General features: G+C 67.4%; 20 protein-coding genes. 6 read left to right on the forward strand and 14 right to left on the reverse strand.

The window, feature by feature from the left end; genetic code table 11:
• Position 1: 1 nt before the first annotated feature.
• Genes ACFVJ5_RS33715 through ACFVJ5_RS33760 form a run of 10 tightly spaced genes read right to left on the reverse strand, consistent with a single transcriptional unit; the run spans position 2 to position 9,521 of the window.
• Positions 2–169, reverse strand: a complete 168-nt coding sequence (locus ACFVJ5_RS33715; protein ID WP_379226507.1) for a hypothetical protein — start codon at positions 167–169, stop codon at positions 2–4.
• 9 nt (positions 170–178) lie between these two features.
• On the reverse strand, positions 179–1,762 hold the full coding sequence (locus ACFVJ5_RS33720) for an acyl-CoA carboxylase subunit beta (RefSeq protein ID WP_379226509.1): 1,584 nt from the start codon (positions 1,760–1,762) through the stop codon (positions 179–181).
• Positions 1,763–1,778: 16 nt separating this feature from the next.
• Complete coding sequence (locus ACFVJ5_RS33725; RefSeq protein WP_379226511.1) at positions 1,779–2,636, reverse strand: alpha/beta hydrolase; 858 nt, start codon at positions 2,634–2,636, stop codon at positions 1,779–1,781.
• Positions 2,633–3,583: an aromatase/cyclase gene (locus ACFVJ5_RS33730; RefSeq protein WP_379226513.1), complete on the reverse strand. Its 951-nt coding sequence runs from the start codon at positions 3,581–3,583 to the stop codon at positions 2,633–2,635. Before ACFVJ5_RS33730 ends, ACFVJ5_RS33725 begins: the two co-directional genes overlap by 4 nt.
• Positions 3,584–3,596: 13 nt before the next feature.
• Entirely contained in the window at positions 3,597–4,373 is a 777-nt protein-coding gene (fabG, locus tag ACFVJ5_RS33735) for a 3-oxoacyl-ACP reductase FabG (RefSeq protein ID WP_378992513.1), read from the reverse strand.
• 11 nt (positions 4,374–4,384) lie between these two features.
• Positions 4,385–4,642 (reverse strand): acyl carrier protein, encoded by a 258-nt coding sequence (locus ACFVJ5_RS33740; RefSeq protein WP_378992514.1) that lies wholly within the window; start codon positions 4,640–4,642, stop codon positions 4,385–4,387.
• Entirely contained in the window at positions 4,639–5,883 is a 1,245-nt protein-coding gene (locus tag ACFVJ5_RS33745) for a ketosynthase chain-length factor (RefSeq protein ID WP_379226515.1), read from the reverse strand. Before ACFVJ5_RS33745 ends, ACFVJ5_RS33740 begins: the two co-directional genes overlap by 4 nt.
• Positions 5,880–7,151, reverse strand: coding sequence for a beta-ketoacyl-[acyl-carrier-protein] synthase family protein (locus ACFVJ5_RS33750; protein ID WP_379226517.1), 1,272 nt, complete (start codon positions 7,149–7,151; stop codon positions 5,880–5,882). Before ACFVJ5_RS33750 ends, ACFVJ5_RS33745 begins: the two co-directional genes overlap by 4 nt.
• A complete protein-coding gene (locus ACFVJ5_RS33755; protein WP_379226519.1) occupies positions 7,148–7,768 on the reverse strand; it encodes a TcmI family type II polyketide cyclase in 621 nt (206 codons plus the stop codon). Before ACFVJ5_RS33755 ends, ACFVJ5_RS33750 begins: the two co-directional genes overlap by 4 nt.
• A gap of 22 nt (positions 7,769–7,790) precedes the next feature.
• Positions 7,791–9,521, reverse strand: coding sequence for a biotin carboxylase N-terminal domain-containing protein (locus ACFVJ5_RS33760; protein WP_379226521.1), 1,731 nt, complete (start codon positions 9,519–9,521; stop codon positions 7,791–7,793).
• A gap of 300 nt (positions 9,522–9,821) precedes the next feature.
• Between ACFVJ5_RS33760 and ACFVJ5_RS33765 the strand changes: the two genes are divergently transcribed.
• From ACFVJ5_RS33765 to ACFVJ5_RS33775, 3 genes are read left to right on the forward strand one after another with little or no spacing between them, the layout of a single operon-like run.
• The gene (locus ACFVJ5_RS33765) at positions 9,822–10,280 is read left to right on the forward strand and encodes a MarR family winged helix-turn-helix transcriptional regulator (protein ID WP_379226523.1); all 459 of its coding nucleotides are present in this window, start codon (positions 9,822–9,824) and stop codon (positions 10,278–10,280) included.
• A 20-nt stretch (positions 10,281–10,300) separates the two neighbouring features.
• Positions 10,301–10,789 carry a hypothetical protein gene (locus ACFVJ5_RS33770; protein ID WP_379226525.1) on the forward strand — a complete coding sequence of 163 codons (489 nt, stop codon included), beginning with the start codon at positions 10,301–10,303 and terminating at the stop codon, positions 10,787–10,789.
• Between the two features lie 3 nt (positions 10,790–10,792).
• A complete protein-coding gene (locus tag ACFVJ5_RS33775; protein WP_378992522.1) occupies positions 10,793–11,305 on the forward strand; it encodes a nuclear transport factor 2 family protein in 513 nt (170 codons plus the stop codon).
• 49 nt (positions 11,306–11,354) lie between these two features.
• On the opposite strand, the gene ACFVJ5_RS33780 is transcribed toward ACFVJ5_RS33775, so the two are convergent.
• Complete coding sequence (locus tag ACFVJ5_RS33780) at positions 11,355–12,095, reverse strand: response regulator transcription factor (protein WP_379226527.1); 741 nt, start codon at positions 12,093–12,095, stop codon at positions 11,355–11,357.
• Between the two features lie 187 nt (positions 12,096–12,282).
• The gene (locus ACFVJ5_RS33785; protein WP_379226529.1) at positions 12,283–13,236 is read right to left on the reverse strand and encodes a helix-turn-helix domain-containing protein; all 954 of its coding nucleotides are present in this window, start codon (positions 13,234–13,236) and stop codon (positions 12,283–12,285) included.
• A gap of 85 nt (positions 13,237–13,321) precedes the next feature.
• Between ACFVJ5_RS33785 and ACFVJ5_RS33790 the strand changes: the two genes are divergently transcribed.
• A complete protein-coding gene (locus ACFVJ5_RS33790) occupies positions 13,322–13,489 on the forward strand; it encodes a hypothetical protein (protein WP_379226531.1) in 168 nt (55 codons plus the stop codon).
• Between the two features lie 58 nt (positions 13,490–13,547).
• Here the strand turns inward: ACFVJ5_RS33790 and ACFVJ5_RS33795 are convergent, their stop codons facing one another.
• The gene (locus ACFVJ5_RS33795; RefSeq protein ID WP_378636811.1) at positions 13,548–14,147 is read right to left on the reverse strand and encodes a DUF3043 domain-containing protein; all 600 of its coding nucleotides are present in this window, start codon (positions 14,145–14,147) and stop codon (positions 13,548–13,550) included.
• A gap of 315 nt (positions 14,148–14,462) precedes the next feature.
• Between ACFVJ5_RS33795 and ACFVJ5_RS33800 the strand changes: the two genes are divergently transcribed.
• A complete protein-coding gene (locus ACFVJ5_RS33800; RefSeq protein ID WP_067459056.1) occupies positions 14,463–14,819 on the forward strand; it encodes an iron-sulfur cluster assembly accessory protein in 357 nt (118 codons plus the stop codon).
• A gap of 230 nt (positions 14,820–15,049) precedes the next feature.
• Positions 15,050–15,976 (forward strand): carbohydrate kinase family protein, encoded by a 927-nt coding sequence (locus tag ACFVJ5_RS33805; RefSeq protein WP_379226733.1) that lies wholly within the window; start codon positions 15,050–15,052, stop codon positions 15,974–15,976.
• 57 nt (positions 15,977–16,033) lie between these two features.
• Here ACFVJ5_RS33805 and asnB read toward each other — a convergent pair whose 3' ends face one another.
• Positions 16,034–17,977 (reverse strand): asparagine synthase (glutamine-hydrolyzing), encoded by a 1,944-nt coding sequence (gene asnB / locus ACFVJ5_RS33810; RefSeq protein WP_379226735.1) that lies wholly within the window; start codon positions 17,975–17,977, stop codon positions 16,034–16,036.
• Positions 17,978–18,003 lie beyond the last annotated feature (26 nt).

Consider the following 18,003-nt stretch of genomic DNA (forward strand, 5'->3'; position numbering starts at 1 on the left):
GCTAGCGCCAGCCGCGCGGATCGCGAAACCGGGTGTAGGGCAACACCGCCTGGGGCGGCGACAGCTCTTCGGCCTGCTCGTCATAGGTCAGCAACACCGCGGCGACGGCGGCGATCATCTCTTCGCTCGGATCGATTCGGGAATCGACCAGCGCTAGGGAATCGGACATGTGGTCCTCCTACTGGGGTGGGTTGCCGTGCTTGCGCACCGGCGGCTCGGAATGCTTGGCGCGCAGCATGTTCAGTGATCTGATGAGGATCGAGCGGGTGTCGGCCGGGTCGATGACGTCGTCGACCAGGCCGCGCTCGGCGGCGTAGTAGGGATGCATCAACTCGCGGGCGTACCGGGCAACGAGCTCGGTCCTGGCCGCGTCGGGGTCGTCGGCGGCGGCGATCTGTTTGCGGAAGACCACGTTCGCGGCGCCCTGTGCGCCCATCACTGCGATCTCGTTGGTCGGCCAGGCCAACGCCAGATCGGCGCCGACACTGCGCGAGTCCATGACGATGTAGGCGCCGCCGTAGGCCTTGCGCAGCACGATCGAGATCCGCGGCACGGTCGCGTTGCAGTAGGCGTACAGCAGCTTCGCGCCGTGCCGGATGATGCCGCTGTGTTCCTGGCCGACCCCGGGCAGGAACCCCGGCACATCGAGCAGGGTGATCAGCGCGATGTTCATCGCATCGCACATCTGGACGAAGCGTGCGGCCTTCTCGCTGGCGCTGATATCGAGAGTGCCTGCCAGACACTGTGGTTGGTTGGCGACGAAACCGACTGTCTGGCCGTTCATCCGGGCCAGTGCGATGACGATATTGGCGGCCCAGCGTTCCTGGATCTCCAGATATGCGCCGTCGTCGACGATTTCGGCGATCACCGCGCGGATGTCGTAGGGCGTGGTCCCGGTGTCGGGGACGAGATCGCCGAGCGCGGGGCATGACCGGTCGACCGGGTCGTCGGTGGGCACCACCGGCGGCAGTTCCCGGTTGTTCTGTGGCAGGAAGGAGAGCAGGTAGCGCACATCGGCGAGGCAGGTCGCCTCGTCGTCGTGGACGAAGTGCGCGACACCGGAGCGCTCGGCGTGGATGTCGGCGCCGCCCAATCCGTCGAGGGTCACCGATTCGCCCGTGACCGCGGTGACCACCTCGGGCCCGGTGATGAACATCTGTGCGGTGCCGCGCACCATCAGGACGAAATCGGTCAGGGCGGGGGAGTAGGCGGCCCCGCCCGCACAGGGCCCCAGCATGACGCTGATCTGGGGAATCACCCCAGAGGCTGCGGTATTGCGCCGGAAGATGCCGCCGTAGCCGGCCAAGGCGGCGACACCCTCCTGGATCCGGGCGCCCGCACCGTCGTTCAGCGACACCAGCGGCGCCCCCGCGGTGATCGCCAGATCCATGACTTTGTGGATCTTCTCGGCGTGCGCCTCGCCCAGCGCACCGCCGAAGATCCGGAAGTCGTGGGCGTAGACGAAGGTGGTGCGTCCGTCGACGGTGCCCCAGCCGGCCACCACGCCGTCGGTGTAGGGCCTGCTGTGCTCGAGGCCGAACCCGGTGGCCCGATGCCTGCGCAACGGTTCGAGTTCGGTGAACGAGTCCGGATCGAGCAGCAGCGAGATCCGTTCGCGGGCGGTCAGTTTGCCCTTGGCGTGCTGGCGCTCGGTCGCGGCCGGATCGGGGCCGAGCTCAGCCAGTTCCTTACGCAGGCGCAGTTCGTCGATCCGGTCGAGGTCACCGTCGGAGGTGAACGGCAGCGTGTATTCCTCGGTCACAGCGGTGTCCTCTCGCTCAGGCCGCGATGGGGTCGAGCAGGCAGGTTTCGAAAAAGGCCAGCGCACTCGTGTGATAAGCCCTGGCCGCCCAGCCCAGGCTGATGTTGTGGCCCGCCTGCGGGACGCGGGTCAAGCCGCGGCGGGGCGCCGAGGCCAGCAGGGCGGACAGGTCGGCGAGCGCGGCATCGTCGGTGCGCCACCACTTCTCCTGCTCGGCGAAGCTGAACCGCACCGGAATCCGGATGCGATCGGCCAGTTCGGCGAAGGTCTGCGGCCAGGCGGCGGCGTCGACCAGTTCCAGCATCGGCGTAGAGTCCACCGCCGCGCCCGACCGGGCGAAGGTGCCGGGCGGATACAACTGGAGATCGCCCCAATTGCGTTGCCACATCTTGGTTTCGGTGTCCTCGTTGTAGAGGTGCCCGCAGCCCGAGACGTCGACGCCGCAGAACTCGCTCTCGGTCGCCATGGTGAGGGCGAGCTTGCCGCCGAAGGAGTGCCCGAGCAGGAACATCCCGGCGCCGACCTCGTTGTCGGCGGTGAAGTCGGTGAGTGCGGCACGCACGGTCTCGGCCTGGTCGGTCAGCGACTGACCGTCGGGCAGGGCGTCGACCGAGGCGCCGTAGCCGGGACGGTCCAGTGCCAGCACCGCGTAGCCCAGCCGGGTGGCGGTGCTGAGCAGCGACACGTCCGGGTGGGCGCGGCCGTGGAAGTACGCGGCGGACATCCCTGCCCCGTGCAGGGCGACGATGGTGGCACGGGGCAGGGCCAAGGCGGGCGTACTGAGCAGGCCGGACATCGGAATTCCCGCCGCGTCCAGGGTGATCCGGTGCACGCCCGGTGACAGGAGCGCCGCGCTCGCCTCCGCGGAGCTCATGACCGTTCCTCGGCGAACTTCTTGGCATGGGCCAGGGTGGCCATGCTGTTGGTGCTCAGCGCCCGCTGCACGTACTCCCTCGCGGTCGCCACATCGGCGTCGGGACCGAGGACCGCGGTGATGTTGTCGGTGTTGATCACCACGCTGTGCTGTGACGACACCGCCACCCCGCCCTCGGCCGGCCGCACGGTCCAGTACCCGGTGTGCAGCGTCATCAGCGCGGGCATGGTCAGCTGCTTGTAGGCGATCATGGTGTCCGGGAACACGATGCGATACGACATGGTGCGGTGCTGGGAACCGTCCATCGCCACCGTGTCCATCGCCAGTGACTGGATGCCGGGACCCGGTTCGATCAGCTCGACCCCCGCCACATGCGGCAGCCGCTCCGGCCACAGCTGCGCTTGGCTGATGAACCCGAACACATCGGCGGCCTTGCCCGCCACCTCGACGGTGTCCTCGAAGGAGAACGTCGCGTCGGTGCCCGCGTCGCCGAGTTCGATATTGCGCTTCAGCGCGGCGAGCTCGGTGGTCGAATTGCGGTCGACCACCTGGTCGATCCAGCTCAGCTGGTCTTCCTCGGTGGCCTGGTAGTCGTGCAGCAGGCGTACGTTGCTCCGATTCACCGAGAGCGCCTCGATGATCCAGGTGCCGCCCATCGCGGCGATCGGCGCGCTGCTGACCTCCTGGCGGAACTCGATGCGGCGCTGCTCCGGATCGAGTACCCGGCGCGACACCCAGTGCTTGACGCTCTCGCCCGCGGTGGCCCAGATCCGGATGCGCTGCTCGCGGTCGTCGTTGTCGAGGTAGTCGGCGAAGATGGTGGGCGGGAACAACTGTGGCCAGTTCTCCACCTCCGCGAGCAGCCGGTAGACGGTCGCCGCGGGCGCGGCGATCTCGATCGAATGCTCGGCATGGCCGGTGGTGGTGACGGATACGGATGCGGACATGGTCGATCCCCTTTCAGTAATTCCCGAGTCCGCCACAGACATTCATCGCCTGGGCGGTGATGGACGCGGCGGTGTCGGAGGCGAGATAGCCGACCAGGCCCGCCACTTCCTCCGGAGTGCAGTAGCGGCCGAGCGGGATCTTGGCGGTGAACTTCGCCATCACCGCGTCCTCGGTGCTCTGCTGCAGGCTCGCGTAGTTACGCCGAACCTGCTGTGCCATCGGCGTTTCCACATAGCCGGGGCAGACGGCGTTGACGGTGATGCCGGTCGGCGCGAGCTCGTTGCCGAGCGCCTTGGTGAACCCGACGACACCGTGCTTGGACGCCGAATACGGTGCGCCGAGGACCACACCCTGCTTGCCCGCGGTCGAGGCGATGTTGATGATCCGGCCGCGGCTGCGGTGGCGCATCCCGCCGGTGTTGAGCACCTCGCGCGTCATCCGGAAGACGCTGTTGAGGTTGGTGTCGATGACGTTGTCCCAGATCTCGTCCACCAGGTCCGCGGTGACGCCGCCGCCGCTGATACCCGCGTTGTTGACCAGCACGTCCACCGGGCCGAACCGGGCGGTGGCGGCTTCGATGAACTCGTGCACCGACTCACCCGAACGCACGTCGACGGCGCTGCCGTCCACCTCGAGGCCGGCTTCGGTGAACTCCTTGACGGTGGTGGCGACGTTCTCCGCGGTGCGGGCGCCGAGGTAGACGGTGTGCCCGTTGCCGGCGAGCAGCCGGGCCACGGCCAGCCCGATACCGCTGGTGGCGCCGGTGACCACTGCGTGCATTTTCGACATGATGACTCCTTCTAGGGGGTGCGAACGGGGAGAAGGGCGTTCACCGCGTCGAGAAAGGTGCGCGGTGTGGTCGCTTCGATCACGGTCGAGTCGTCGAGGGTCACCCCGAATTCGCGTTCGACGCGGCTGGCGGTCTCGAGCATCGCGAGGGAGTCGTAGCCGAGATCGTCGAAGGTGAGGTCGAGGATGTCGGACTCCAGGTCGACGTTCTCGGGTTCGCCGGAGCCTTCGAGGAGGATCCGGGTCAGGTCGTCGAGGGTGAATGTCATGAGATTTCCCTTCCTTCGGGTGCGGACACGACCATGGCGGAGTTGAATCCGCCGTAGCCGCGTGCCAGGACGAGTGCGGCACGCACCGTCGCGTGCCGCACCCCACCGACCACCAGGTCCAGTGGCGAGTCGGCGTTCGGGGTGACGTTGATCGTCGGTGGGATCTCGCCGGTCGACATGGCGAGCAGGGCGGTGGCGACATCGAGGGGGCCCGCTCCCGAATACAGCCGTCCCGTCATGGTTTTCGGTGCGGTGACGGGGACGCCGCGGTGACCGAAGACCGCGGTGATGGCGTCGGACTCGATCTGATCGTGCTCGGGCAGACCCGCGGCGTCGGCGAACACCACGTCGATATCGCTCGGCGCGAGCCCGGCATCGGCGAGCGCCCGTTCGATCGCGGCGCGCAGGGCCGGTTCGCGACCGGTGCCGGGCGCGGGATCGAACGTTGCCGCGTATCCGGCGATCTCGCCGTAGTTGCGCGCTCCCCGGGCGGTGGCCGCCGCCGCCGACTCGAGGATCAGGATCGCGCCGCCCTCACCCGGGACATGGCCCGCGGCCCGCGCGTCGAACGGCAGGTAGGCGGCGTCGGGATCGGCGCCCGCGTGCAACCGGCCGCTCGTCCACAGTGCGGCCCAGCCCCACGGGCACAGCGTGGCGTCCATCGCGCCCGACACCATCAGCGCGGTGCCTCGGCGAATCTGCCTGCGCGCGTGGGCGATCGCGTCGAGGCCGCCCGCCTGGTCGCTGACCAGGACACCACTGGGCCCTTTCATACCGTGACGAATGGAGATCTGGCCGCTGTTGACCGCGTAGAACCAGGCGAAGGACTGATAGGCGCTGACGAAACGGCTACCCCGGCTCCAGAGATTTCCGAGCTCCTTCTGCGCGAACTCGAAACCGCCCGAGGACGAGGCGGTGAGCACGCCCATGTCGAAGTCGTCGAGCTCGCCGGTATCGATGCCGGCATCGGCCAGTGCCCATTCGGCCGCGACGAGAGCGAGGCGGGTCACCTGATCTGTCTGGGGGAGCAGGCGATTGGGCAGGTATTGCTTGGGATCGAAGTCGTCGATCTCACCGGCCAGCGTGGCCGGGTAGCCCGCCGGATCGAAGCGGGTGAGTCGGCCGATGCCACTGCGGCCCGCGCGCACCGCATCCCAATAGGGCTGAGTACCGAGGCCGTTCGGCGCGGTGATGCCGATGCCGGTGACCACCGCGCGGGTGTCGTCGAGTACCGCGTTCATGCCGCGACTCCCTTCGCCGTGGTGAGGACCATCGCGCTCTGGAAGCCGCCGAAGCCGCTGCCCACCGTGAGCACGGTGTCGGTGCGGTGCTCACGGGCGGTGAGCGGCACGTAGTCGAGATCGCATTCGGGGTCGGCGGTGTGCAGGTTCGCCGTCGGCGGCACCACGTCGGCGCCGATCGCCAGGACCGAGGCCGCGATCTCGATCGAGCCGATCGCGCCGAGCGAATGCCCGACCATCGACTTGATCGAGCTCACCGGGGTGTCATAGGCGTGTGAACCCAAACTGCGCTTGAACGCGGCGGTTTCGTGCCGGTCGTTCTGCTTGGTGCCCGAGCCGTGCGCGTTGATGTAGTCGATCGAGTCGCCGGGCAGCCGGGCCTCGTGCAGCGCCACCCGGATGGCCTCGGCCATCTCGACGCCGTCGGGGCGCAACCCGGTCATGTGATAGGCGTTCGCGCGGGTGGCGTAGCCGGCGATCTCGGCGTAGATGTGCGCACCGCGCCGCCGGGCCGCGGACAGTTCCTCGAGGACGAACAGGGCCGCGCCCTCACCCAGGACGAAGCCGGTGCGGGAGGCATCGAACGGCCGGGAGGCGGTTTCGGGGGAGTCGTGGCGCGGGGTGGTCGCCTTGATCGCGTCGAAGCAGGCCATCGTGATCGGCGAGATCGGCGCGTCCGAGGCGCCGGTGACCATGATGTCCACCGAGCCCTCGGCGATGAGCTGGGCGGCGTACCCGACCGAGTCGAGACCGGACGTGCAGCCCGAGGACACCACGGTCGCCGGCCCCTGCGCGCCGACCGCGAAAGCCACCTCGGCGGCGAACGAGCCGGGCGACAGATGGTGGTAGAGGTGCTGGTCGGCGTACTTCTGGTCGACCAGTTCCAGGCGTCCGCCATTGCTGATCACGCGGTAGTCCTGCTCCAGGCGCATCGTCGCGCCGACCGCGCTGCCCAGTGCCACCCCGATCGAGTACGGGTCGATGGTGTCGAACTCGAGCCCGCTGTCGGCCACCGCGCTGCGCGCGCCGACGACGGCGAACTGTGCCGCGCGGTCGAGTCGCTGGATCTCGTGGGGAGTGAGGCCGTGCAGTTCGGGGTCGAAGTCGACCTCGGCCGCGACCCTGGACCGGAACTGCTCGGGATCGAAGAAGCTGATCCGCCGGGTGGCGGTGCGGCCGGCGGTGAGCAGTTCCCAGAACTGCTTGGTGCCGACTCCGCCGGGGGCGATCACCTCCATTCCGGTGATGACGACGCGCCGGGTGTTCACTGTGCCTCCCAGTGGTAGAAGCGGTGTGCGACCGCGTCGGCCGGCTTGCGCCAGGTCGACGAGTCGTACTTGTCGATCAAGGGGTCGAGGTCATCGCAGATCTGGATGAAGCGCGGGTCGGCTTGCTTCCACGCCTGGGCGATCACCGCACCGCCGTCGGGGGTCTCGAAGTCCTGCAGGTGGAAATAGACGCCGCCGAGGGCGAAGAGCTGCCTGCGCCGGGTGCCCATCCGGTGGGGGACGTCGGTGGTGTCGAAATCGGCGAACAGCTGCGCGACCTGCGGGCGGCGTTCGGGGACAAGGCGATTGACGACGAGGGTGCTGAACATGGCGGGGTCCACCGGGCCGGGCAGCCAGTGGTAGTAGCGCTCGGCGAGCACGGTGGTGTCGAAGGGCGCGATGTCGGCGCCGAGGTCGGGGCCCTCGGGCTCGCCCGGCAGCGGTGTGTCGCTGTCGACGATGTGGATGAGCAGGTCGTCGTGATAGTGGAACAGTTGGCGGCGAACGATTTTCGCGTCCGTCGGGGCCGCCGTGGCATCGTGCTCGGCGAACCTGCCCGCCACGCGTGCGCGGGCCGCGGTAGTGGTCGTCCTGGCGACCGTGACTGTCGTATGCATCCGGTGTCGGCTCCTCTGCGGTTCAGTTCTGGATCCGGCACAGCACGGCGCCGCTGCCGATACTGGTGCCGATGTCGGTGATCAGGCCGACGACGATGCCCGCCTTGTGGGCGGTGACCGGTTGTTCCATCTTCATCGCCTCGATCACGGCGATGAGCTGCCCGGACGTGACCGAATCACCCTCGGCGGCAGCGAGTTTCACGAGAGTTCCGGCCATCGGGGCGGTCAGTGAGTCGCCGCTGGGGGTAGCGGCGGCGCTCACGCGGTGGGGGCGAGGCGAGGGTCGGGAGGCCGGTTTGTTGCCGCGCGCGGGCAGGGTCACCTCCACTCGTTTACCGCGCACTTCGAGCACCACGGTCTCGCGCGGCGCCGTGGCACCGGGCGGTGCGGCGGTATCGGGGTAGGGCTCGATGGTGTTGTCGAACTCGGTCTCGATCCAGCGGGTGTGTACGCGGAACGGCGCGTCGGTGAAGGCGGGGTCGGCGACCACCGCGCGGTGCAGCGGCAGCACGGTCGCGATGCCGTCGATCGCGAACTCGCTGAGCGCGCGCGCCGCCCGTTGCAGTGCCTGGGTCCGGTTCTCGCCGGTGACGATGAGCTTGGCCAGCAGTGAATCCCAGTTCGCGCCGACCTCGGTGCCCGCCTCGACCCCGGAGTCGACCCGCACGCCCGGACCGCTCGGGGTCCGGTAGCCGGTGATCGTGCCGGGCATCGGCGCGAAGTTGCGCCCGGCGTCCTCGCAATTGACGCGGAACTCGATCGAGTGACCACGTGTCGGGGGATCGGGATAGTCGAGGAGTCCGCCCGCGGCGATGCGCAGTTGCTCGCGGACCAGGTCGATGCCCGTGACCTCCTCCGAGACCGGGTGTTCCACCTGGAGCCGGGTGTTGACTTCGAGAAAGGACAGCGTGCCGTCGGCGCCGATCAGGAACTCACAGGTGCCCGCACCCACGTAGCCCGCGGCACGCAGGATGGCCTTGGAGGATTCGACCAGCGCGCTGTGCTGCGCGGGCGTGAGGAACGGCGCCGGCGCCTCCTCCACGAGCTTCTGATGACGGCGCTGCAGCGAACAATCCCTGGTCGAGACCACGACCACAGTGCCTGCCGTGTCGGCGAGGCACTGCGTCTCCACGTGCCGCGGGGAATCCAGATAGCGTTCCACGAAGCATTCGCCTCGACCGAACGCGGCCGTCGCCTCGCGGACCGCCGAGGCGAAGCACTCCGGGATCTCGGCGAGGGTGCGCGCCACCTTGAGTCCGCGACCGCCGCCGCCGTATGCCGCCTTGATGGCGACCGGCAAGCCGTGGGCACGGGCGAACGCCACGACCTCGTCCGGATCCGATACCGGGCCCGGGGTACCCGCCACGATCGGCGCGCCCGCCGCGACCGCGATCGTGCGGGCGGTGACCTTGTCGCCGAGATCGCGGATCACCGAGGGCGGCGGGCCGATCCAGATCAGTCCCGCCGCGAGGACCGCGGCGGCGAAATCCGCGTTCTCCGACAGGAAGCCGTAGCCGGGATGGACCGCGTCGGCACCCGCGGCTCGCGCTGCGGCGAGTACCGCCTCGACATCGAGGTAACTGGACTGCGCCGTGTCGCCGCCCAGTGCGTAGGCTTCGTCGGCGGTGCGCACATGCAGTGCGTCGCGGTCGGGATCGGCGTACACCGCCACCGCGATGATGCCCGCGTCGCGGCAGGCTCGTGCGATTCTGACGGCGATCTCACCGCGGTTGGCGATCAGCACTTTTCGCACGATGCCTCCTGAAAGTTGTTGGGACGCTTCACTAATCGTGCGTAGCGGAGATCACCATATGGTGAACGGAACCTCCGGAAATCTTCAGGAGCTGCGCGCGCCGGGCGCCGCAGTCTGTGGAGTTCGTCCAATTCATCCGGGCTGGTTCAGGTTTCGCTCCGCCCGGTTGCCGACGGTGTGCGTCGGCCCTAGCATCGCGCGCTGTCTCCGCGTCGACCGGGTGTCCGCTACCGGTCGCGATTACATGGCTTGCCATGTAATCTGAAAGGAGCCGCAGATCAACGACGATGGAAGGTGGGTATGGAACCGCTCGAGACGCTACCGATGGATCGGAGCAACTCCCTGGGGTACGTGATCAACCATCTGGCGCGGCTCATGGAACAGGCACTGCGCGATCGAATCGCCGGGCACGGTGTGGTGCCCGGGCAGTTCGCACAACTGCTCGCGCTGTACGAGGAGGAGGGGATCTCGCAGCTGCAACTCTGCGAGAAGGTCCGGATCGACCAGTCGACGATGGCCCACACGCTCAAGCGGATGGAGCGCGACGGCCTCATCCAGCGCACCGCCGACCCGCATGACGGCCGGCGAGCGCTGATCTACCTCACCGACCGGTCCCGTCGATTGCGCACCGCGCTGATCGCCGCGGCCGGGGAGGTGAACGACATCGCGACCGCGGGTTTCCCCGAGGTCCGCGGTGACGACTTCATCCGCATGGTTCGACAGGCGATCGGCAACCTCGAGGCCGATCGGGCCACATGACCATCGAAGAGAGGTAAACCATGCTCTCCCGCATCCATCCCGTCGCGGGCACGATCGGATTGCTCACCATTCTCACCTTCTGGACTTCGACTGTGGTGAGTGAGCTCAGCGGTTCCAAGGACGCGATCATCGCGGTGAAGCAGGCCATCCCGTGGGCGTTGCCGATCCTGGTGCTCGCCCTCGCCGCCACCGGCGGCACCGGCTTCCGGCTGGCCGGGGACTCCACGATGCCCCCGATCCTCGCGAAGAAGCGCCGGATGCCGTTCATCGCGGGTAACGGATTGCTCGTGCTGATCCCCTCGGCGATCACCCTTTCCATCCTCGCGGGCCGCGACGAGTTCGGGCCGTTGTTCTACGGCGTGCAAGCGCTCGAACTCGTCGCCGGTGCTACAAATATCGTGCTCATGTCACTCAATATTCGCGACGGCTTCCGCATCACCGGCCGTTTCGACAAGTCGAAATCGGAAAATCGAACCGCTACCGTCGGTAGCGAGGAATCTCAGGGATAAATGATGAACGAGACCATTCTCCGTGCTGAGCTCGAATCGCTTCGCGCGGAAGTCCGTGAATTGCGCGACCATCGTGAGATCGCGGCACTCTTCGATACCTTCTTCTTTTTCGAAGATCGTAAATCGATGGACGACGCGTGGGCGCAAGCCATTTTCACCGACGATGTTCTTCTCGAATTGCCGCCCGAGGATTATCGCGGTATCGAGGGAATCGCCGCGCATATGACCTATGTGGTCAACCTGTTCGGTCCGACCCATCACACCACCACCGATTGTCATGCCGATATCGACGGTGACACCGCCGCGGTGCGGCTCAATCTCACCGCGACCCACAAGCACGTGGTGCCGGGCGAGGCGCCGCTGCTGGTCTGGGGCTACCTCGACGCGGATGTCGCGCGCACCGCCGCGGGTTGGCGGATCGCTCGGATGAAGTTCATCAAGGTGCTGCGCACCGGCGAGGCGCCGCCCGGATTCGCGTTCGACGAGAACCTGAACGTGGTCGCGGTCGGTAGCTGAGACAGCGAAGCCGCCGACTCCTCGGAGTCGGCGGCTTCGTCGTTGCCCCTCAGTCGCGCGGCATCAACTTGAAGCCGATTCCGCGAACGGCGACGATCCAATTGCTGGCGCCCAGCTTCGCCCGCAGGCTGCTGACGTGCGTGTCCACCGTGTGTTGCGACCAGGAACCATCCCAGATCTCGCCCAGGATCTGCTTGCGCGCCACCACGATTCCCGGGCGGCGCGACAGCATCAGCAGCAGGTCGAACTCTTTTCTGGTGAGCGCGAGCGGGCGTCCGCGCAGGGTGGCCTCGCGGGCCCACTCGTCGACGCGCAGCGCGCCGCATCCGGAGGGGGACGCGCCGTTCTCGGACTGCGGGCTGACCCGTCGCATGAGCGAGTCGATGCGGGCGACCAGCTCCCTGATGCCGAACGGGCGGGTGACATAGTCGTCGGCGCCGGAGCGCAGGCCGAGTACGCAGTCCAATTCGGAATCGCGATCGGTGACAACGATGATCGGAACTGTATGGCGCGCACGGATGGAACGGCATACCTCGAATCCGTCGAAATCGGGGAGATCGGGATCGAGCAGCACCAGATCGGCACGGTCGAACAGCTTCAGTGCCATTCTTCCGGTATCGACGGTGGCAACCTGGTGGCCATATCGGGGGAGTTCGCTGTCGAGCGATCCGACGGCATCCGAACCCGCCGCGATAAGAATGCGCCATGACCGTTCCACGGCGACGAGACGAGGCTCGGGGAAATTCGGGGCGAGCTCGGTATCGGTTTCCTTGAGTTCGCTGCTACGCATGGCTCGAATACCCTACCGTCCTGGGCATCGAAATGCCACGCTGACGACCACACTGCTACGGGCGGTCGGGATTTCACCTGTCAGTATCAGCGTAGCCGACTCATTTCATTCGTGCACTGTGGAGTTAGTCGCCTTTTTGCGGAAAAGCGTCCGGATCGGTATTCCACGCACAATAACGGACGGTTGTTCAGCCTGCCGCGCCGAAGCGGCGGCGGTATTCGGTGGGGGCGATGCCGACCTGGCGCTGGAAGTGATGGCGCAACAGGGCGCCGGAGCCGAAGCCGGACTCGTCGGCGATCCGTTCCAGGGCCATGTCGGTGGTTTCGAGCAGGTGCTTGGCGAACAGGACGCGCTGAGTGGTGAGCCATTTGACCGGGGTGGTGCCGGTTTCGGCGGCGAAGCGGCGGGCGAAGGTGCGGGTGGACATGCTGGAGCGGGCGGCGAGCTCGTCGACGGTGTGCGGGTGGGCGAGGTTCTCGGTGAGCCACGCCAGGGTGGTGGACAGGCCGATCGAACTGCACTCGGGGACCGGCTGCTCGATGAACTGGCGCTGGCCGCCGTCGCGTTGCGGCGGGACGACCATGCGGCGCGCGATGCCGTTGGCGGCGGCGGTGCCGATCTCGCGGCGGACCAGGTGCAGGCAGGCGTCGATGCCCGCGGCGGTGCCCGCGCTGGTGATCAGATCGCCCTCGTCGACGAACAGGACATCGGGGTCGACGGTCGCTTCGGGGAACATCGCGGCGAGCCTGTCGACATAACGCCAGTGGGTGGTGCACTTGCGGCCGTCGAGCAGACCGGCCGCGCCGGCCAGGAACGCGCCCGAACAGACGGTGAGGACGGTCGCGCCCGCGTCGGCGGCCCCGCGCACCGCCTCGAGCACCCGGTCGTCGTACTGGTCGATCGGGGAGGCCGGGATGGCGACCAGGTCGGCCTTCGCGAGTTGGTCGAGGCCGAATTCCGGGGTGACGGAGATGCCGGGGGTGGTGGAGCGCAGCGGTGTGCCGGGGTCGGCGCCGCAGACCCGGAAATCGAAGCCGGGCAGGCCGTCCGCGGTGCGATCGAGGCCGAAAACCTCACAGACGACACCGAATTCGAACATCGCGAGCCGGTCGCTGAGGACCACGGCAACCTTCGAGAGCATGCCTCATCGTAGCTGGCTGAATCTTTACGCACAATGACGGAACAGCCACTTTCGGCTGAAAATCATCGAGCGCAAAATTACTGCCATGCTTACTTTTCTGATCGTCCTCACCGTCATCATCGGACTCGCCGTACTGATCGGTCGCGGCACCGCCGGATCCACCGGGATCGTCGACCGCGACGCTCAGCGCATGGACATCGAACTCAAGGCCATCGCGGGCTACGCCGACTACATCCGCCCGAGCCATCACTGAAAAGACGAATGCCGCCCCATCCGGATGGATGAGACGGCATTCGGGAGTTCGGTCGAACTCAGACCGCGTCGCCGGGGCCGACCCGCGGCTTCGGGGCGCGCATCTTGCGGATCTGCGAGGCTCGGACGAAGGCGTACCAGCCGAGCTTGAAGCCGGTATCGGTGGTGTCGGGGAACCGTTCGATCACCCGGTTGCTCACGATCTTGCCGAGGACGAAGCCCTCGATGATCATGAAGACCATCATCACCAGCATGGCCAGGGTGACGATGGTCTGCAGGCCGGGGGCGACGAACATCGACAGGATCAACACCAGCGCCATCGGCATGAACAGCCCGACGAGGTTGCGGCGGGCGTCCACCAGGTCGCGCACATACGCGCGGACCGGGCCCTGATCGCGGGGCAGTAGGTACTTGTCCTCGCCGGCGAGCATGCGGGCGCGGCGGTCCTGCACGGCGGCGCGGCGGTCGGCGGCGGCGGCCTTGCGGTCCTGTTTGGTGCCCTTGACAGCCTTGCGGCGCGCGCGGGCTTCCTTGGCGGTCAGCGGGGCGGGCGCGATCGGACCGCGCCGCTTGCCTTCGGCCTCACGCCTTTTCGGCGTCGGCCTGCCCTTACCGGGAGTGGTCGACGCCGTGGCGGCGGCCTGTTCGGAGTCGGACACCGACGGGTCGACGGACTCGTCGATGGTGCTGGACTCGTCGCGACGAAACAATTTCACGTTCACCAGGCTATTCGATGATGCCGACCATCGGGAAATGCGGTCCACTCAGCGGTGGGCCCCGTCTCATCCGCGCCCGGGCTGCGATACAGATCACGCCGTCACAGGGCGTAGTGTGGGCACAAGCACCCAGGTGGCGTCTACTGGCTGCGCCGAGGGTGGCAAAATAGGAATAGCAGTTGCTGCGACAGCGTTGGAATCAGTCGTGCGCTGTGCACCTGAGGTCCGTTGACGGGCTGAGTCGAACTAGGAGTGTCCATGACTGTGCAGAACGAGACCGCCACCGAGACCCACGGTGCGACGCTGACCGACGCTGCCGCCATCAAGGCGAAGGCGCTGCTCGACCAGGAGGGTCGCGACGATCTGGCCCTGCGGATCGCCGTGCAGCCCGGTGGCTGTGCCGGTCTGCGTTACCAGCTGTTCTTCGACGATCGCATCCTCGACGGTGACATCGTCGTCGAGTTCTCCGGCGTGAAGCTGGCCGTCGACCGCATGAGCGCCCCGTACATCGACGGCGCCTCGATCGACTTCGTCGACACCATCGAGAAGCAGGGCTTCACCATCGACAACCCCAATGCCACCGGTTCTTGCGCCTGCGGCGATTCGTTCAACTGATGTTCGGCGCCGCGGGTTAGCGGCGCCGTAACCTCGCCTTCGAGGGCGCGCCCGGGATCATTGTGGTTGCGTGGCGAGGTAGCGAACAGGTGAACCACAGGCGGTAGCGCTTGCTAACGTTGAAGTCCGGGATCGGGTGATCCCGGACTTTCTGTTTTCCTCGTCTAGCGTCGAAGGGGCCCTGCCTCGTGTCTGTTGCCGTGTCCGCATCCATCGCCACCGACCACCTCATGCGCTTCCCCGGCCGGTTCGCCGATGCGCTGCTCGCCGATCAACTCGATCATGTGTCCTTGAGCTTCCTCGTCGACGATCTGCAGATCCGCCGTGGCGGAGTGGCGGGCAACATCGCCTACGCGATGGGACTGCTGAAGCAGCGCCCGGTGCTCGTCGGTGCTGTCGGCGCCGACTTCGCCGAGTACCGCCAGTGGCTGGAGGCCAGCGGCGTCGACTGCTCGGCGGTACACGTGTCCGCGACATCGCACACCGCCCGGTTCGTGTGCACCACCGATGAGACGATGGCGCAGATCGCGTCGTTCTACCCGGGTGCGATGAGCGAGGCGCGCGATATCGACATCGCCGCGATCGTCGCCGCACACGATGTCGACCTGGTGCTGGTCGGGGCGAACGACCCCGACGCGATGGTCGCCCACACCCGCCAGGCCAAGGCGCAGGGCATCGCCTATGCCGCCGACCCGTCCCAGCAGCTGGCCCGCCTCGACGGCGAGCAGGCGACCGAACTGGTCGACGGCGCCGCCTACCTGTTCACCAACAAGTACGAGTGGGCCCTGCTGCAGCAGAAGACCGGCCTCAGCGAAGCCGACATCACCGCCAAGGTCGGCATCCGGGTCACCACGCTGGGTTCCGAAGGGGTGCTCGTCGTCGACGCCGACGGCACCGAGGTCCGCGTCGGCGTGGTGCCCGAGGTGGCCAAGGTCGACCCGACCGGCGTCGGCGACGGTTTCCGCGCCGGCTTCCTCACCGCCCACCGCGCCGGCCTGACCCTGGAACGCGCCGCTCAGCTCGGCTCCCTGATCGCCGTGCTCATCCTGGAGACCACCGGCACCCAGGAATGGACCCTCAACACCGAAGACGCCCTCGAGCGCCTCACCAAGGCCTACGGCAGCGACGCCGCCGACGAACTGGCCCCGCTGCTCTGACCTACGGAACACGAACGCCCCCTGGCTCTTTCGAGCCAGGGGGCGTTTTTCGTGGGTTTACAGCGAGACCGGGTAGACCGGCTCCTGGATCTCGGGCTTGATGCGGTCCTCGACGAAGATGCCGTGCCAGACCATGAAGACCAGGACGGTCCAGAGGCGACGGCTGTGGTCGGAGATGCCTGCCTTGTGGTCGCGGAGCATCTGGAGGATGGCCGGCTTGTGCAGCAGGTGGTCGGTCTGGGACTCGGCGATCTGGGTTTCGGCCCAGTCGTAGAGTTCGGTGCCGCGCAGCCAGTGGCGCAACGGGACCGGGAAGCCGAGCTTGGCGCGGTGCAGGACGTGGTCGGGGACGATGCCGTCCAGGGCCTGACGCAGCGCGTACTTCGAGGTTTCCTTGGTGATCTTCTGATCGAACGGGATGCCCTCGGCGACGCGCATGACCTCGTTGTCCAGGAACGGCACGCGCAGTTCGAGGGAGTTGGCCATGGTCATCTTGTCGGCCTTGACCAGGATGTCGCCGCGCAGCCAGGTGAACAGGTCCAGGTGCTGCATGCGCGCGACCGGGTCCCAGCCCGCGGACTGGGCGTAGATCGGCGCGGTGACGTCCTGGTGGGTCCACTCGGGACGGAAGTCGCGCAGGACCGCGCGCAGCTGGGCGTCGTTGAAACTGCGGGCGTTGCCGTAGTAGCGGTCTTCGAGGCTGAGCGAACCGCGCTGCAGCAGCGACTTGCCGCGCTTGCCGTCGGGGATCTTGTCACCGAGCTTGCCGAGCAGCTTGCGGGCACCGGCGGGCAGGTACTCGAAAGGCTTGAGCGACAGCGGTTCCCGGTAGATCGTGTAGCCGCCGAACAGCTCGTCGGCGCCCTCGCCGGAGAGCACCACCTTGACGTGCTTACGGGCTTCCTTGGCCACGAAGTACAGCGGGACGAGGGCCGGGTCGGCGACGGGGTCGTCGAGGTACCAGACGATCTCGGGGATCGCGGCGGCGAATTCGGCGGGGGAGACCACCTTGACGATGTGGCGGGCGCCGATCAGCTCGGCGCTCTCGGCGGCCACGTCGACCTCGGAGTACCCCTCGCGCTCGAACCCGGTGGTGAAGGTGATCAGCTTCGGGTTGTGGCGCATGGCCAGCGCGGCGATGGCGGTGGAGTCGATGCCGCCCGACAGGAACGAACCGACGGTGACGTCGGCGCGCATGTGCTTGGCGACCGAGTCCTCCAGCGCCGCGGCGATCTCGGCGTAGCGGGCCTTCTCCGAGCCCGCGACGAACGGGCGAACCCGGAAGTCGGGGCGGAAGTAGCGGGTGGTGACCGGCTCCTGGCCGACCTTCACCGTGGCGTAGTTGCCGGACTCGAGGCGGCGGATGTTCTTGTGCAGCGACTCGGGCTCGGGCACGTACTGCAGCACCGTGTAGTGCTCGAGCGCGCGCGGGTCGAGCTCGTCGGACAGTTCCAGCGGGCTCAGCAGTTCGAGCAGGCTCTTCTTCTCGCTGGCGAAGGCGGTGCCCCCGGGGCCGGTCGCGATGAACAGCGGCTTGATGCCGAACGGATCGCGCGCGAGGAACAGTTCCGAGGTCTCGGTGTCCCAGATCGCGAAGGCGAACATGCCGCGCAGCTTGCGCACGGCCTCGGGGCCCCAGAAGTGGAAGGCGGCCACGATGGCCTCGCCGTCGCCGTCGGTGGCGAAGATCTTGCCCTCGGGGAATTCGGCGCCGTGCTCGGCGGCCAACTGCTCGCGCAGCTCGAGGTAGTTGTAGATCTCGCCGTTGAAGGTCATCGCGTAGCGCTGCGGGTTGTCCGCCGGGCCCCAGCGCAGCGGCTGGTGCGAGTGCTCGATATCGATGATGGACAGGCGATTGAACCCGAAGATCATGTGATCGTCGTGCCAGGTGCCCTTCTCGTCCGGGCCACGATGCCGCTGGCAGTGCAGCGCGTCGTACACCTGATCGACCACCGCGGTCGTCGCGGAATCAGCTGTCAGGAATCCGAGCAGTCCGCACACGGTGTCGCCCAACCTTCTCTCGTTCG

The organism is Nocardia sp. NPDC127606, assembly GCF_042671725.1.
Lineage (GTDB): Bacteria > Actinomycetota > Actinomycetes > Mycobacteriales > Mycobacteriaceae > Nocardia.